We start from the raw sequence: 14,598 nt of genomic DNA, 5'->3' as shown, positions 1-14,598 counted from the left end.
GGTATTTCGGAAACTTTTACGTAATTTTGTATTCGAAGCCCAACTTCATTACTTCTATAACTTCTAAAAAGAATGAAATACCCTATAGGAATACAGAATTTTGAAAAGATACGCGAAAGCGGGTATCTGTATATTGACAAGACGGACATGATATATGATCTGGTAAAGAATGGTGTGTATTACTTCCTGAGCCGTCCGCGCAGGTTCGGTAAGAGTCTGCTTATTTCTACGCTGGAGACTTATTTCAGCGGAAAGAGGGAGATGTTTGAGGGGCTGAAGATTGCGGAACTGGAAAAGGAATGGACGGAATATCCGATATTGCATCTGGATCTGAACACGGAAAGATATGCCACTCCAAAGGATCTGGAGAACAAACTTGACTTGTTTCTGAAACAGTGTGAAGCTCTTTATGGCAAGAATCCGGATGAGTATTCGCTGGCGACAAGATTTGAGGGGGTGATACGCAGGGCGGCGGAAAAGACGGGAAGGAACACTGTTATCCTGGTGGACGAATATGACAAGCCGATGCTGCAGGCCATAGACAATAATGAACTGCAGAATGAATACAGAGACACGCTGAAGGCTTTCTACGGAGCGCTGAAGTCGATGGACAGGTATATACGTTTCGCCCTGCTGACGGGGGTGACGAAGTTCGGAAAGGTGAGCGTGTTCAGCGACCTGAATAACTTGAGGGATATATCGATGCTTAAGGCTTACGAAAGGATTTGCGGTATCACAGAGGAGGAGCTGCACTCTGTATTCAAAGATGGAGTAAAGGAGCTGGGGGCAGCAAATGATATGTCTGTGGAGGAGACGAAAGCGAAACTGAAGGAACTGTACGACGGGTATCACTTCAACGACAGATGTGTGGATATATATAATCCGTTCAGCATACTGAATACGTTTGCAAGTAACGAGTTCGGTGATTATTGGTTCGAGACGGGTACGCCTACTTTCCTAGTGGAGCTGATGAAGGAGTGCGGATATAGCCTGAAGAAACTGATGAGGGAGTATGCCACGGCTGATTCGCTGAACGGGCTGGAGACTTTCAGGAAGAACCCGGTGCCGATTTTGTATCAGAGCGGCTATCTGACAATCAAGGATTATGACAAGGAATTCAAGACTTATATACTGGGGTTCCCGAACATGGAGGTGGAGAACGGTTTCATAAGATTCCTGTTGCCGAGCTATACGGAAATGGACAATTCGGAGGCTACGTTCGAGATTGTGAATTTCGTCAGAGATGTTCGTAACGGTGATACGGAGTCTTTCATGAAACGCCTGACAACTTTCTTTGCGGACACTCCGTACGAACTGGCTCGTGACCTGGAACTGCACTACCAGAACGTGATGTTCATTCTGTTCAAGCTGCTGGGATTCTATACGCAGGCGGAGTATCATACCTCGGAGGGAAGAATAGACATGGTAGTGAAGACAAAGGACTACATATACGTGATGGAGTTCAAACTGGACGGTACGGCGGAAGAAGCTATGCAGCAGATTGAAAGTAAGGAATATGCGCTGCCTTTCGAATGTGACGGAAGGAAGCTGGTGAAGGTGGGTGTGAACTTCAGCTATGAGAAGAGAAATGTGGAGAGGTGGATTGTGAAGGAATAAATTGAAATAAATATATACTTGTCCGTACCGGAAAGGACTAAGAGGAACTGTGAGTGGGGAAAGGGATATACCTTTGTATCGTAATCGGAAAGGTAGGACGATACGAGGTGTGCTGACACAGGGCCCGACAGACGTGCCGAAGGTCGTGATACCGGACCGAATATCAAATAAACTTAGTATTAATGATTTAAAAAGGAAAGGTAAATTTTATGGACAAGTATTTGACTTATTCGGTAGTGGAACGCAAAGACCCTAAGAACCCTGATGTGGAGGGTAAGTATTACGCACAGGCTCAGGCCCGAGGAGAAGCGGGAATCAGAGAGCTTTCGCAAAGAATACAGCAGATGTGTACGGTGACCAGAGCGGACGTTATGGCGGTGCTTATTGCACTGGAGGACGTGGTGGCAGACTCGCTTGCAAACGGCGAAATAGTACGACTTGGTGAACTGGGATCATTGCAGGTGAGCCTGAGCGGTGAAGGAAGTGAAGCAAAAGAGGATTACCACGACGGACTGATAAAGAAGGCGAGAATCCTGTTCAGGGGAGGCAAGACTCTGTCGAACACACTCACCACACTGAAATATGAGAAGGTGGAACAGAAGTACAAAAAGGAAGAGGAAGGTGAACCGATCCCTTAATGTGACTGGCTGATCAGAATTTTGAACTGTAACCTCCCATACGCCGGAACGGAAACCGGGTGTGGGAGGTTTTTAAAAGTATTAATATTATGATTAAAATGAAAAACATTATCGTACGAATTCTGAAATGCGTAATATGCTTTCTCACCGGTGGTTTTGCTAACAGGAAAAACGGAGGTGACAATGCGGCATGTTGACACCATAATCATTCATTGTTCGGCCACGCAGAAGAACAGAAGACTGGAACCTGCTGAACTGACAAGAATGCACAGAAAGAGGGGGTTCAACGGATGTGGTTATCACTTCTACATCAGAAGAACGGGCGAGATTTGCGACATGAGGCCGATAGAGAAGGTGGGGGCGCACTGCAAAGGACATAACGAGGGGAGTATAGGTATCTGCTACGAAGGGGGACTGGATGCGACGGGAACACCGGCGGACACAAGGACAGCGGAGCAGAAGAAGGCGATGAGATGGCTCGTGGAATGTCTGAAAAGGGAGTTCGACATAAAACATATCGGCGGACACAGGGATTTCAGCCCTGACCTGGACGGGGACGGGACTATAGAACCGGAGGAATGGATCAAGGAGTGTCCGTGTTTCGACGTAAAGGAATGGCTGGAAAACGGCTACTAGGCCGACAATATGAATTTATCCTCCATGCTGAGTGACGGCATGGGGGATTTTTTTGTGTATTACAGTATTATACCGAGATTGAACTGCATGGCATCGGCACGGAGAAGGTGGGCATGGACATTATAGCTGAGATACAGGGGAGTGGACGGGATGTAATAACGCAGACCTATTGTCTCGTAATAGGGTTTGGCCATTATCTTGCCCAATTCGCCGAGGTGACGGTGGAGATACCAGCCGAAACCGACATTGAAACCTATGCGGTGGTAGCGGACTTCGTGGCGGAGGGAGAGGCCGAGGACATGGGGGCTGTAGCTGTAGCCGGTAACGCCTTTGTCATGGTCGATACGGGATGCTTCGGCATAATAGCCGGCATACATATAGTCGAAGCTTATACCGGAACTGAACTTGAGATGATAGCGGTACATGGCTGACAGGGAGGTGGCAAAGGATGGACGCACAGGGAAGCTGGCAGGTACGGTGGCGGGTGATGACTGGTGGAGATACCATGTCTCGATCATGGTGTGGAGATTGCAGCCTGCACTGAGGTCGAAATATATATCACTGACTGGTTCGGTACGGTTGTAGAGTCTATAGACGGGGATTTCTTTGGCCGAAGGGTAGTATTTCACTCCTATTGATACGCCTACGGTGTTGGCGCCCTTATTGGGACGTCCGAGAGCAGAATTGGAGAAATGACGGAGACCGCCTTCGGCTATCAGCTCAAAACGGGGATGAAACCTGTAGGCGGCATATAGTCCGGAAGCAAAGTATATGGACAGAGGTGAACCGATGAACTCGTTGTCGATATTGTCGGGATAGGAATACGGATGGGTGCAATAGCCTATGCCGTTTGCTATGGAATAGCCCAGACGGAACTCGCCGGTGTTGAGAAGGTCGCGGTTGAACTTGCCGTACAGACCGAAGATATGGCCTATACGGGAGAGATGTTCGCGTCCGGGACGTGACAGGGAGGAACGTGTATAGTCGGATATGACAAAACCGGCCTCGAGACCCGGACAGCCGAACGTAAGGTCGTAGGGAGTGGCACTGGTACTGTCGGCACGGTAGGTGAGACTGAAAACCATACTGCCGAAGCCGTTCTCACGGATAAGCTCTTTGCCGAACTTGTCGCCGGGAATGAGACTGCCGCGCTCGAAACCGAAACCGTATGACAGATTGCGTGATATGCCTTGTGTCTGCGAAAAAGAGGATGCAAAAGACAAAAGGAGAAATATTGTTATAATGGATATGTTTTTCATCGGTATTTATTTTTGCGGGTAAATATACTGATAAATGTTCAAAGAGGGGAATTACTGCCGCTTTTTATTGATATTCCTTGGGGATTAAGTTTTTTTGGGTTACTTTTGTGTCTGTAGAAAAGAAATCTTCATAGATTAATATGAACGTTATAAAGACTGATATAGAAGAAGCAGTGATTATAGAACCCCGTATATTCAACGACGAGAGGGGATATTTCTTCGAATCGTTCTCTGAAAGAGACTTCAGCAAAGAGGTAAGGGAAGTGAAATTCGTGCAGGACAATGAAAGCAAATCGCAATATGGGGTGCTCAGGGGACTGCATTTCCAGAAACCGCCTTACTGCCAGAGCAAGCTGGTGAGGGTGATAAAGGGTGCAGTGCTGGATGTGGCTGTGGACATCAGAAAGGGATCGCCTACATTCGGCAAGTATGTGGCTGTGGAACTGACAGAGGATAACCACAGGCAGTTCTTTGTGCCGAGAGGATTCGCACACGGGTTCGCCGTGCTTACTCCGGAAGTGATTTTCCAGTATAAATGTGACAACTTCTATGCTCCGCAGGCAGAAGGGGCTATTGCTTGGGATGATCCGGATCTGGGAATAGACTGGGGAATACCGGCAGACAAGGTTATACTAAGCGAAAAGGACAAACATCATCCGAGACTGAAGGACGCGGAATGGCTGTTTGACTATAATGAAGAACTTTATTGAGTTAAAAATTAAAAATTAAAAACTCACAAACTCATAATAATATGAAAGGAATCGTACTGGCCGGTGGTAGCGGAACGAGACTGTATCCTATCACCAAGGGAGTGAGCAAACAGATGCTCCCTATCTTTGACAAACCGATGATTTATTATCCTGTTTCCGTGCTGATGCTGGCAGGAATAAGGGATATTCTGATAATATCCACTCCGCATGACTTGCCGGGATTCAAACGTCTGCTGGGCGACGGGGCGGAATTCGGAGTGAAATTCCAATATGCGGAACAGCCTAGTCCGGACGGACTGGCACAGGCTTTCATCATAGGCGAGAAATTTATAGGTGATGACTCAGTATGTATGGTTCTGGGTGACAATATATTCCACGGAGCCGGATTCAGCGGTATGCTGAAAGAGGCTGTACGCACTGCAGAGGAAGAAAAGAAGGCTACCGTATTCGGCTATTGGGTGAACGATCCTGAGCGATATGGCGTGGCTGAATTCGACAAGGAGGGCAACTGCCTGAGCATTGAGGAAAAACCGGCGAAACCGAAATCGAACTATGCGGTGGTGGGTCTGTACTTCTACCCGAACAAGGTGGTGGATGTGGCCAAGAATATCAAACCGTCGGCCAGAGGCGAACTGGAAATTACTACCGTAAACCAGCGTTTCCTGGAGGACGGGGAACTGAAAGTGCAGACTCTGGGAAGAGGTTTCGCATGGCTGGATACGGGTACGCATGACTCGCTGAGCGAGGCTTCGACATTCATTGAGGTACTGGAGAAGCGTACGGGACTGAAAATAGCATGTCTGGAGGGTATCGCATACCGCAAGGGCTGGATTACTGAAGAACAGATGAGAAAGAACGCGGAACCTATGCTGAAGAACCAGTACGGACAGTATCTGCTGAAGGTGATTGAAGAATTAAAGGAAAGGAAATAAAGAAAACAGTGACTGACGGACATAGTCAGTCTGCATATCTTGGGGTTTGAGAATTTGACCGTCGTACTTGAGCAAATCAATGTCGAGGGGAACAATGCCTGTGGACTTGGAATCTGAACCGCGTCCGCAGGCTTTTTCTATTTCCTTGAAACGCTGCCTGAGACCGGCAATGTCAATGTCTGTACTGAAAACGGCTGCACGGTTATGATAGTCGGGCACGGGAAAGGACAAACCTTCGGCCGGGGTGACTACCGTTTCGCCCCAAAGTATACCGGGAAACATGCCGGAGAGCGTTTCTACAGCCTTTGTGATATTGACGGACGGGTTATGATTGGACCCGATACAGATGACGCATGTTTTCATTTTGTCGGTGGGTTTGAAAAGGAATTGTATTCTTTTGCATTATTTTGCATACAAATTTATGAATTTCTTCGTAAATTTGCATATAAATGATTATTTATAGTTTTTGAAAGTGGACAGAAAGATTATTCCGGCTATCAGCGGTATCGCCGAACTTAACATAGAGAGACCAGAAAAAATGATTATGCCTAACGGCATGATTATGAACGTGATAAAGACAGGAAAGGAAGATGTGATCAGACTGGACCTGGTGATAGGAAGCGGACAGCTGAACCAGAAATTTCCGCTGCAGGCCATGATGACCAACAGGATGCTCAGGGAAGGTACGAGGAATATGACATCGGCACAGATTGCCGAAAAACTGGACTTCTACGGGGCATGGCTGGACTTGTCGTCGTCAGTGAACTGCGGATTCATAACACTGTACTCGCTGGGAAAATTCTTCGACAAAACCATTGAGGTGCTGGCAGACATGGTGAAATGTCCGGTATTCCCGGACAGGGAACTCAGAATAGTGGCGGACACAAACAAGCAGATGTATATGGTGAACGCGCAGAGGGTGGACGTTATGGCCAGAAAAAGACTGGGCAGAGAGATGTACGGAGCGGATCATCCGCTGGGAAGATTTGCCGAGGAACAGGACTATGACAACCTCTCGACGGAGATGCTGAGGGGATTCTATGAAGAGAATTACTCGAGCGACAACTGTACGCTGTTCGTGGCAGGAATGGTGACGGACAGGGTGCTGGAGAGAATAGAGGAGTGCCTTGGAAAAGAGAAATGGGGCACTTGCGGAAGAAACGCCGAAAAGACTATCCCTGAGCCGAAAGGGAACACCGGAGTGACTGTGAAGGTGGAGAAGAAGGACGCCATGCAGAGCTCGGTGAAGGTGGGAGCCTTCATGCCGGACAGAAAGCATGAGGACTTTCAGGACCTGAAGGTGATGAACACTATGCTGGGAGGATACTTCGGCAGCAGACTGATGAAGAACATCAGAGAGGACAAGGGATACACGTACGGTGTGGCTTCGGGGATAGTGGCTTATCCGGGAAGCAGCATGATGATTATCAGTACGGAAACGGCCAACGAATATGTGGAAGAGGTGATGAAGGAAATGAAGGTGGAGATAGACAGGCTGAAAACGGAAATGCCCGACGAAGAGGAACTGAATATGGTGAAAAACTATATGATGGGAGACATCTGCAGGGCGTACGAGAACGCGCTGTCGGTGTCGGAGGCATGGATATATGTGATGACCGCAGGGCTGGACATGGATTTCTTCGACAAATCAATAGAATCAATCAGAAACATTTCGGGAAAAAGAATAATGGAACTTGCCGACAGGTATCTGGACTGGAACAGTATGGTGAAGGTAGTGGCAGGTAATGTTTAACCAATTTATAACCGGGTAGAGAATAATGAATGGAATGAAATACGGACTGGCTGTATGCGCCATGATGATTTGGGGAGTTGCTGAAGCGCAACTATCAGTGGGATACTATAAATTCAAGAACGGAGCCGAATACTCCGGACAGCTGAAAAGAAGAAGACCGAACGGAATGGGAAGGACCGTGTATCCGAACGGGGACATGTACGAGGGTGAGTACATAAAAGGAAAAAGAGACGGCCAGGGAACGATGATGCTGAACATCGGCGAAAGATATATAGGACAGTGGAGTGAGGACATGAAGCAGGGTGAGGGAACGTATTACTTCACCAACAACAATATGTATATAGGACAGTGGGAGCAGGACATGCAGGAAGGAAAGGGAATGATGGACTACTTCAACGGTGACACTTACAACGGCGAATGGAGCAGAAACAAGAGGAACGGACAGGGAAAATATGTCTGGGCAGGAGGAGCTACATACGATGGTGAATGGAAAAACGACCTGAAGGACGGCACGGGAAAGATGACATGGGAGGACGGATCGACGTACGAAGGACAATGGAAAAACGGACTGAGACACGGCAAAGGTACTTTCGTATATACTAACGGAGACAAGTATACAGGCGAATGGAAAGAGGATGTGCAGGACGGAAAAGGTGTGTACTACTTCCATAACGGAGAGAAATATACAGGAGAGTATTCAAACAGCGAAAGAACCGGAAAAGGGGTGTATACATACCCGAACGGGGACGTGTATGAGGGACACTTCAGAAACGGAAAGCAGGAAGGACACGGAACATTCAAATGGGCCAACGGTGCCGTGTACGTGGGAGCATGGAAAGACAACATGAGAAACGGACAGGGTAAATATGTATGGGCCAACGGGGATGTGTACGAAGGCGAGTGGAAGAACAATATGGCCGAAGGTCAGGGACGACTGACGATGACGGACGGATCGGTGTATGAAGGAAGCTTCGAAAGAGGAAAAGAACACGGCAAAGGAGTGATAAGGGAAAAAGACGGAACTGTGTTCGAAGGGGAATTCAAGAACGGACAGAAGGACGGTGAGTTCGTGGAAAAGGACCAGACGGGGAAAATAATCAGACAGGGCTCTTTCAAAAACGGAAGACTATTGGATGACAAAAAAAATCCGGAATAACGGGAAATGAAATAAAAAAAGCTTTTTTTATACTTTTTTCTTCCTTTTCTTAAAAATATAATGTATTTTTGTAACAAGTGGATTTTGTAAACTTAAAAACCTAAAAAATATGGAGAAAGTTTTGAACATAATCAAGAATGACCCATGGCTGGAACCGTTCGCCAACGCGATAAACGGAAGGCATGAAATGGTGGAAAGAAAAGAAAAGGAACTTACCAAAAGATGCTCGCTGGAAGATTTCGCTTCGGGACATCTGTACTTCGGACTACATAAAGTAAAAGAAGGAAAGGACTTCAAATGGGTGCTCAGGGAATGGGCTCCGAATGCCACAGCCATTTATCTGATAGGAGACTTCAACGGATGGAAGGAGACTCCGGCGTTCAAACTGAATAAAATCAAAAAAACAGAGAACTGGGAAATAGAACTGCCGGCAAAGGCGATGAAACACGGAGACCTGTTCAAACTGAAAGTGTACTGGAGCAACGGATGCGGAGAACGTATACCGGCTTGGGCTACAAGAGTGGTACAGGACGAAAATACAAAGATTTTCAGCGCCCAGGTGTGGGATCCGGCAAAACCATATAAATTCAAGAAAAAGGTGTTCATGCCTAATGTGGGACCGCTGATGATATACGAATGTCACATCGGTATGGCACAGGATGCGGAAAAGGTGGGCACTTACAACGAATTCAGAGAAAACATTCTGCCCAGAATAGCCAAGGACGGATATAACTGCATACAGATTATGGCAATTCAGGAACATCCGTACTACGGAAGCTTCGGATATCACGTGTCGAGCTTCTTCGCTCCGTCGTCAAGATTCGGTACACCGGACGAACTGAAACAGCTTATCGACACAGCACACCAGATGGGTATTGCGGTGATAATGGATATTGTGCACTCGCATGCGGTGAAAAACGAAGTGGAAGGACTGGGCAACTTTGCAGGTGACCCTAACCAGTATTTCTACCAGGGTGACAGAAGAGAACATCCGGCATGGGATTCGCTGTGTTTCGACTACGGCAAGAACCAGGTGCTGCACTTCCTGCTGTCGAACTGCAGATACTGGCTGGAAGAATACAAGTTCGACGGATTCAGATTCGACGGGGTGACATCGATGCTGTACTACAGCCACGGACTGGGAGAGGCCTTCTGCAACTATGCAGACTATTATAACGGACATCAGGACGACAACGCAATCTGCTATCTGACACTGGCAAACAAGCTGATACATACTGTAAATCCAAGAGCGATAACAATAGCCGAAGAGGTGTCGGGTATGCCGGGACTGGCCGCACCGTTCCAGGACGGAGGATACGGTTTCGACTACAGAATGGCAATGAACATTCCTGACTACTGGATTAAGATTATCAAAGAGAGAAGAGATGAAGACTGGAAACCGTCGAGCCTGCTATGGGAGGTGACAAACAGAAGAAAGGACGAAAAGACAATTTCTTACTGCGAAAGCCACGACCAGGCTCTGGTGGGAGACAAGACAATCATTTTCAGACTGTGTGACGCCGATATGTACTGGCACTTCAAGAAAGGCGACGAGAACGGTGTGGTACAGAGAGGTATGGCACTGCACAAGATGATAAGACTGCTCACCGCTTCGACTATTAACGGCGGATACCTGAACTTTATGGGTAACGAATTCGGTCATCCGGAATGGATTGACTTCCCGAGGGAAGGTAACGGATGGTCGCACAAATATGCCAGAAGACAGTGGCACCTGGTGGATGACAAGGAACTGTGCTATCACTATCTGGGAGACTTCGACGAAAAGATGGTGGCACTGATAAGAAGCGTGAAGAACATCCAGAAGACGGATGTGGTGGAAGTATGGCACAATGACGGTGACCAGGTTCTGGCGTACAGAAGAAAGGATCTGGTGTTCGTGTTCAACTTCAACCCGACAAGATCGTTCACCGACTATGGATTCCTGGTGCCGAAGGGTGAGTATGAGGTGGTTCTGAACACTGACAGCAAGGACTTCGGAGGTTTCGGATTCAACGATGACACTGTGAGACACTTTACATGCTACGATCCTCTGTATGCCAAGGAAAGAAAGGAATGGCTTAAACTTTATCTGCCGGCAAGAACTGCTGTTGTCCTGAAAAGAGTGAGCAAATAGTTATGGGATGGAACAATAACAGATATTACTATAACAGATATAATAGCAATAACAGAAAGACTGCACGCCTCGCATCGGTGGTGTGCAGCCTGATGTTTATTATATTCGCTGCCGTGTATCTGGCGGTGTTCCAGAAGGACTTGCTGGAGGCTATACACCTGTCGATGTCGAAAGGCAACACGGTGTTCAAGATTATTCCGGCAACTATTATCACACTGGTGATACTGATGATACTGAAGTGGGGACTGAACCTGCTGATGAGACTGAGAGGCAAGACACACGCACTGGCGTATCTGCCTTCGTTCATGGGGCTGGTGACACTGACCGGATTCGGAAGAGATGTGTACATGGGGGAGTTCTATCACGCATGGTGGTGGCTGATGCCGGCGATTACGGCCATATTCGTGACACTGGTGACGGCAACGAAAAAATTCAGGACCGCCGGTACGGAAAAGCCGGATGCAATATCGACTGTGATATGGAATGTGGCACTGATGACACTGATGAGTGTAGCCACGGTGTGTCTGGGAAACTCTGACAGATATTTCCATAACGAGCTGAGAATGGAAAGCCATATAGCCAAAGGAAACAACGCAGAGGCCATGAGAGTGGCGGAAAAATCGCTCAGAACCACCAGAACGATGACCGCACTGAGGATGATGGCCATGACCAGGGAAGGCAAAGCCGGAGAAGCGGTGTTCAGATATCCGCAATACTATAAGGTGGAGGGGATGTTTTTCGACTCAGACTCGACCAAGACACTGAGATTTACAAACGACTCTATTTACTGCATGCTGGGCGGGAAACCGCAATACGGAGAAAAGAGAATGGAGTATCTGAAGAGAATGGCCGCACAGGAGGACAGTTGCAGATATGCCAGAACGTACTACCTGACGGGACTGATGCTGGACAAGGATCTGGAAGGATTCGCAAAGGCGCTGACGGAATACGGAACGGGAAGCGACTCGCTGCAAAGGTATTTCAAGGAGGCGGCAATAATGTACAAGGGGATGAACCCTAAATGGGATTATGAAATAGCTGACAGAGACAGCGCATGCCACAACGCCAGATTGAGGTATCTGGAAAGGAAAAAGGAAAGATACAAGTCGGAGGACGAGGAGAGAAACATCATGAGGCGGGACTTCGGAGATACTTTCTGGTGGTATTATGACTATCAGCAATAACTTTTTTGGCGTACAGAATGACACTGTACGCTTTTTTTATTAATTTTGCACTCTCATAAAAACAAATAACATAAAGCTATCTAAATAATAAAAACAGCTATGGCTAAAGAACTTAAAGAACTTACCAAAAGAAGTGAGAACTATTCACAATGGTATAACGACCTGGTGGTTAAGGCTGACCTGGCAGAACAGTCGCCTGTGAGAGGATGTATGGTGATAAAACCTTACGGATATGCTATCTGGGAAAAAATGCAGAGACAGCTGGACGACATGTTCAAGGCTACCGGACACGTGAACGCTTACTTCCCGCTGCTTATCCCTAAATCATACCTGAGCCGCGAGGCTGAACATGTGGAAGGATTCGCAAAGGAATGCGCAGTGGTGACACACTACAGACTGAAGAATGCCGAAGACGGATCGGGAGTGATAGTAGACCCTAACGCAAAACTGGAAGAGGAACTTATCATCAGACCTACTTCGGAAACTATCATATGGAGTACTTACAAAAACTGGATCAACTCGTACAGAGACCTGCCTATACTGTGCAACCAGTGGGCAAACGTAATGAGATGGGAAATGCGTACTCGCCTGTTCCTGCGTACAGCAGAGTTCCTGTGGCAGGAAGGTCACACTGCTCACGCTACAAGAGAAGAAGCTGAAGCTGAAGCTCAGAAGATGCTGCACGTGTATGGCGACTTTGCTGAGAAATTCATGGCTGTGCCTGTTATAAAGGGTGTGAAATCGGCCAACGAACGTTTTGCGGGTGCTCTTGACACTTACACTATAGAAGGTTTGATGCAGGACGGTAAGGCACTGCAGTGCGGTACTTCTCACTTCCTGGGACAGAACTTCGCGAAGGCGTTCAACGTGCAGTTCGTGGACAAGAACAACAAACTGGATTACGTTTGGGCTACTTCATGGGGTGTATCTACACGTCTGATGGGTGCGCTTATCATGACTCACTCTGATGACAACGGTCTGGTATTGCCTCCACATCTGGCTCCTATACAGGTGGTTATCGTTCCTATCTACAAGAACGAGGAACAGCTGAACCAGATAAACGAGAAAGTTGACGGCATTGTGAACAAGCTGAGAAGCATGGGTATCTCTGTGAAATATGACAACGCTGACAACAAGCGTCCGGGATTCAAATTCGCTGACTACGAGTTGAAGGGTGTGCCTGTGAGACTGGTAATGGGCGGACGCGACCTGGAAAACAACACTATGGAGGTTATGCGCCGTGATACTCTGGAGAAAGAAACACGCTCATGCGACGGCATAGAAGAATATGTAAAGAACCTGCTTGAGGACATCCAGAACAACATCTACCAGAAGGCTCTGAAGTACAGAAACGAGCATATCGTGAAGGTGGATACTTACGATGAGTTCAAGGAACAGATTGAGAAGGGCGGATTCATCCTGGCTCACTGGGACGGTACTACAGAAACAGAGGAACGCATCAAGGATGAAACTAAGGCTACTATCAGATGTCTGCCTTTCGAAGCTGACGAGGAAAGCCTGACTCCGGGTGTGGATATGGTGACAGGAAAGCCTTCGGCAAGAAGAGTATTGTTCGCAAGAGCTTATTGATTTTATATAAAACAGCATAGAAAAAGCGTGTGGTTATATGAACCATACGCTTTTTTCATAAGCACGTGCAAAAAAATCTTAATTTTTTCATCGCCATAATTTATTCAACGCAGTTTGTTTGTATTTTTGCAGTGATTTTATTCGCAAATATGAAAATTAAGGAAATTATTGACGCCCTTGAGATATTCGCGCCTCTGCCCCTGCAAGACGGATTCGACAATGCCGGACTGCAAGTGGGATTGACAGACGTGGAAGCTACAGGGGCTTTGTTGTGTCTGGACGTTACTGAAGACGTGGTGGAAGAAGCTATAAACCAGGGTATTAACCTGATTATCTCGCATCATCCGCTGATGTTCAGAGGATATAAATCGATTACGGGCAAGGATTATACGGAAAGGTGTATAATGAATGCCATAAGAAACGAGATTACTGTGTATGCCATGCATACGAACCTGGACAACGCACCGAACGGAGTGAACTATAAGATAGCTGAAAAGATAGGTCTGAAAAACGTGAGGGTGCTAGATCCGAAGGAGTATATGCAGCAGGAGACACCAACGGATGAAGGTGGCGACAAGAACAATATGGCCGAATGGCTGACCGCAGGAGCGGGGGCCATTGGAGAACTGGAAGAGCCGATGACCGAAACAGATTTTCTGAGACATGTGAAGAAAACTTTCGAGGCAGGATGCGTGAAACACACGAGACTGACAGGAAGACTGATCTCGAAAGTGGCACTTTGTGGAGGCGCCGGAGCATTCCTAATGGAAAAGGCGGTGAAGGAACATGCTGACGCTTTCGTGACGGGTGAGATAAAATACCACGACTATTTCTACTATGAGGACAGCATTCTGGCAGCGGAAATAGGTCACTACGAAAGCGAACAGTATACGAAAGATATCATAAAGGAGGTATTGAACAGAAAGTTCCCTAACCTGAGAATTGAAATTACAAGAATTAATACGAACCCTATAAAATATTTATAAAAA

13 protein-coding genes are annotated in these 14,598 nt (G+C 47.2%); 11 read left to right on the top strand and 2 right to left on the bottom strand.

The genetic code is table 11. The features are described 5' to 3' along the window. Positions 1–72: 72 nt before the first annotated feature. From Q0486_RS06865 to Q0486_RS06855, 3 genes are all read left to right on the top strand, one after another. Positions 73–1,617 (top strand): ATP-binding protein, encoded by a 1,545-nt coding sequence (locus Q0486_RS06865; protein WP_299231477.1) that lies wholly within the window; start codon positions 73–75, stop codon positions 1,615–1,617. 209 nt (positions 1,618–1,826) lie between these two features. Next, the gene (locus tag Q0486_RS06860; RefSeq protein WP_299231475.1) at positions 1,827–2,255 is read left to right on the top strand and encodes an HU family DNA-binding protein; all 429 of its coding nucleotides are present in this window, start codon (positions 1,827–1,829) and stop codon (positions 2,253–2,255) included. Positions 2,256–2,438: 183 nt separating this feature from the next. Then, complete coding sequence (locus Q0486_RS06855; RefSeq protein WP_299231473.1) at positions 2,439–2,891, top strand: N-acetylmuramoyl-L-alanine amidase; 453 nt, start codon at positions 2,439–2,441, stop codon at positions 2,889–2,891. Positions 2,892–2,950: 59 nt separating this feature from the next. On the opposite strand, the gene Q0486_RS06850 is transcribed toward Q0486_RS06855, so the two are convergent. Further along, positions 2,951–4,150: an acyloxyacyl hydrolase gene (locus Q0486_RS06850; protein WP_299231471.1), complete on the bottom strand. Its 1,200-nt coding sequence runs from the start codon at positions 4,148–4,150 to the stop codon at positions 2,951–2,953. Between the two features lie 140 nt (positions 4,151–4,290). Between Q0486_RS06850 and rfbC the strand changes: the two genes are divergently transcribed. Next, the gene (gene rfbC, locus Q0486_RS06845) at positions 4,291–4,860 is read left to right on the top strand and encodes a dTDP-4-dehydrorhamnose 3,5-epimerase (protein WP_299231469.1); all 570 of its coding nucleotides are present in this window, start codon (positions 4,291–4,293) and stop codon (positions 4,858–4,860) included. A gap of 41 nt (positions 4,861–4,901) precedes the next feature. Further along, the gene (gene rfbA, locus Q0486_RS06840) at positions 4,902–5,792 is read left to right on the top strand and encodes a glucose-1-phosphate thymidylyltransferase RfbA (protein WP_299231467.1); all 891 of its coding nucleotides are present in this window, start codon (positions 4,902–4,904) and stop codon (positions 5,790–5,792) included. Here the strand turns inward: rfbA and Q0486_RS06835 are convergent. Continuing rightward, positions 5,775–6,155: a 2-amino-4-hydroxy-6-hydroxymethyldihydropteridine diphosphokinase gene (locus Q0486_RS06835; protein WP_299231465.1), complete on the bottom strand. Its 381-nt coding sequence runs from the start codon at positions 6,153–6,155 to the stop codon at positions 5,775–5,777. The genes rfbA and Q0486_RS06835 overlap by 18 nt on opposite strands. A 109-nt stretch (positions 6,156–6,264) precedes the next feature. Here Q0486_RS06835 and Q0486_RS06830 point away from each other — a divergent pair, with 109 nt between their 5' ends. The 6 genes from Q0486_RS06830 (at position 6,265) to Q0486_RS06805 (ending at position 14,595) form a co-directional block, all read left to right on the top strand. Then, the gene (locus Q0486_RS06830; protein WP_363317982.1) at positions 6,265–7,545 is read left to right on the top strand and encodes a pitrilysin family protein; all 1,281 of its coding nucleotides are present in this window, start codon (positions 6,265–6,267) and stop codon (positions 7,543–7,545) included. 25 nt (positions 7,546–7,570) lie between these two features. Then, a complete protein-coding gene (locus Q0486_RS06825) occupies positions 7,571–8,701 on the top strand; it encodes a phosphatidylinositol-4-phosphate 5-kinase (protein ID WP_299231462.1) in 1,131 nt (376 codons plus the stop codon). Between the two features lie 109 nt (positions 8,702–8,810). Next, the gene (locus Q0486_RS06820; RefSeq protein ID WP_299231460.1) at positions 8,811–10,835 is read left to right on the top strand and encodes an alpha amylase C-terminal domain-containing protein; all 2,025 of its coding nucleotides are present in this window, start codon (positions 8,811–8,813) and stop codon (positions 10,833–10,835) included. A 2-nt stretch (positions 10,836–10,837) separates the two neighbouring features. Further along, positions 10,838–12,019, top strand: coding sequence for a DUF6057 family protein (locus tag Q0486_RS06815; protein ID WP_299231458.1), 1,182 nt, complete (start codon positions 10,838–10,840; stop codon positions 12,017–12,019). A 99-nt stretch (positions 12,020–12,118) separates the two neighbouring features. Then, complete coding sequence (gene proS, locus Q0486_RS06810; RefSeq protein WP_204507355.1) at positions 12,119–13,609, top strand: proline--tRNA ligase; 1,491 nt, start codon at positions 12,119–12,121, stop codon at positions 13,607–13,609. A 149-nt stretch (positions 13,610–13,758) separates the two neighbouring features. Continuing rightward, the gene (locus Q0486_RS06805; protein WP_299231453.1) at positions 13,759–14,595 is read left to right on the top strand and encodes a Nif3-like dinuclear metal center hexameric protein; all 837 of its coding nucleotides are present in this window, start codon (positions 13,759–13,761) and stop codon (positions 14,593–14,595) included. Positions 14,596–14,598 lie beyond the last annotated feature (3 nt).

The sequence above is a fragment of the uncultured Bacteroides sp. genome, from assembly GCF_937912035.1.
In the GTDB taxonomy this organism is placed as follows: domain Bacteria; phylum Bacteroidota; class Bacteroidia; order Bacteroidales; family Bacteroidaceae; genus Phocaeicola.
The sequence above is the reverse complement of the archived record's forward strand: the minus strand, read 5'-3'. Positions and strand labels throughout refer to the sequence as shown.

Excerpts from the sequence above, each read along its gene's own strand:
- Q0486_RS06815 (WP_299231458.1), top strand. The coding sequence starts at position 10,838 with ATGGGATGGAACAATAACAGATATTACTATAACAGATATAATAGCAAT.
- Q0486_RS06855 (WP_299231473.1), top strand. The coding sequence starts at position 2,439 with ATGCGGCATGTTGACACCATAATCATTCATTGTTCGGCCACGCAGAAG.
- rfbA (WP_299231467.1), top strand. The coding sequence starts at position 4,902 with ATGAAAGGAATCGTACTGGCCGGTGGTAGCGGAACGAGACTGTATCCT.
- Q0486_RS06835 (WP_299231465.1), bottom strand. The coding sequence starts at position 6,155 with ATGAAAACATGCGTCATCTGTATCGGGTCCAATCATAACCCGTCCGTC.
- proS (WP_204507355.1), top strand. The coding sequence starts at position 12,119 with ATGGCTAAAGAACTTAAAGAACTTACCAAAAGAAGTGAGAACTATTCA.
- Q0486_RS06805 (WP_299231453.1), top strand. The coding sequence starts at position 13,759 with ATGAAAATTAAGGAAATTATTGACGCCCTTGAGATATTCGCGCCTCTG.
- rfbC (WP_299231469.1), top strand. The coding sequence starts at position 4,291 with ATGAACGTTATAAAGACTGATATAGAAGAAGCAGTGATTATAGAACCC.
- Q0486_RS06865 (WP_299231477.1), top strand. The coding sequence starts at position 73 with ATGAAATACCCTATAGGAATACAGAATTTTGAAAAGATACGCGAAAGC.
- Q0486_RS06850 (WP_299231471.1), bottom strand. The coding sequence starts at position 4,150 with ATGAAAAACATATCCATTATAACAATATTTCTCCTTTTGTCTTTTGCA.
- Q0486_RS06825 (WP_299231462.1), top strand. The coding sequence starts at position 7,571 with ATGAATGGAATGAAATACGGACTGGCTGTATGCGCCATGATGATTTGG.
- Q0486_RS06860 (WP_299231475.1), top strand. The coding sequence starts at position 1,827 with ATGGACAAGTATTTGACTTATTCGGTAGTGGAACGCAAAGACCCTAAG.
- Q0486_RS06820 (WP_299231460.1), top strand. The coding sequence starts at position 8,811 with ATGGAGAAAGTTTTGAACATAATCAAGAATGACCCATGGCTGGAACCG.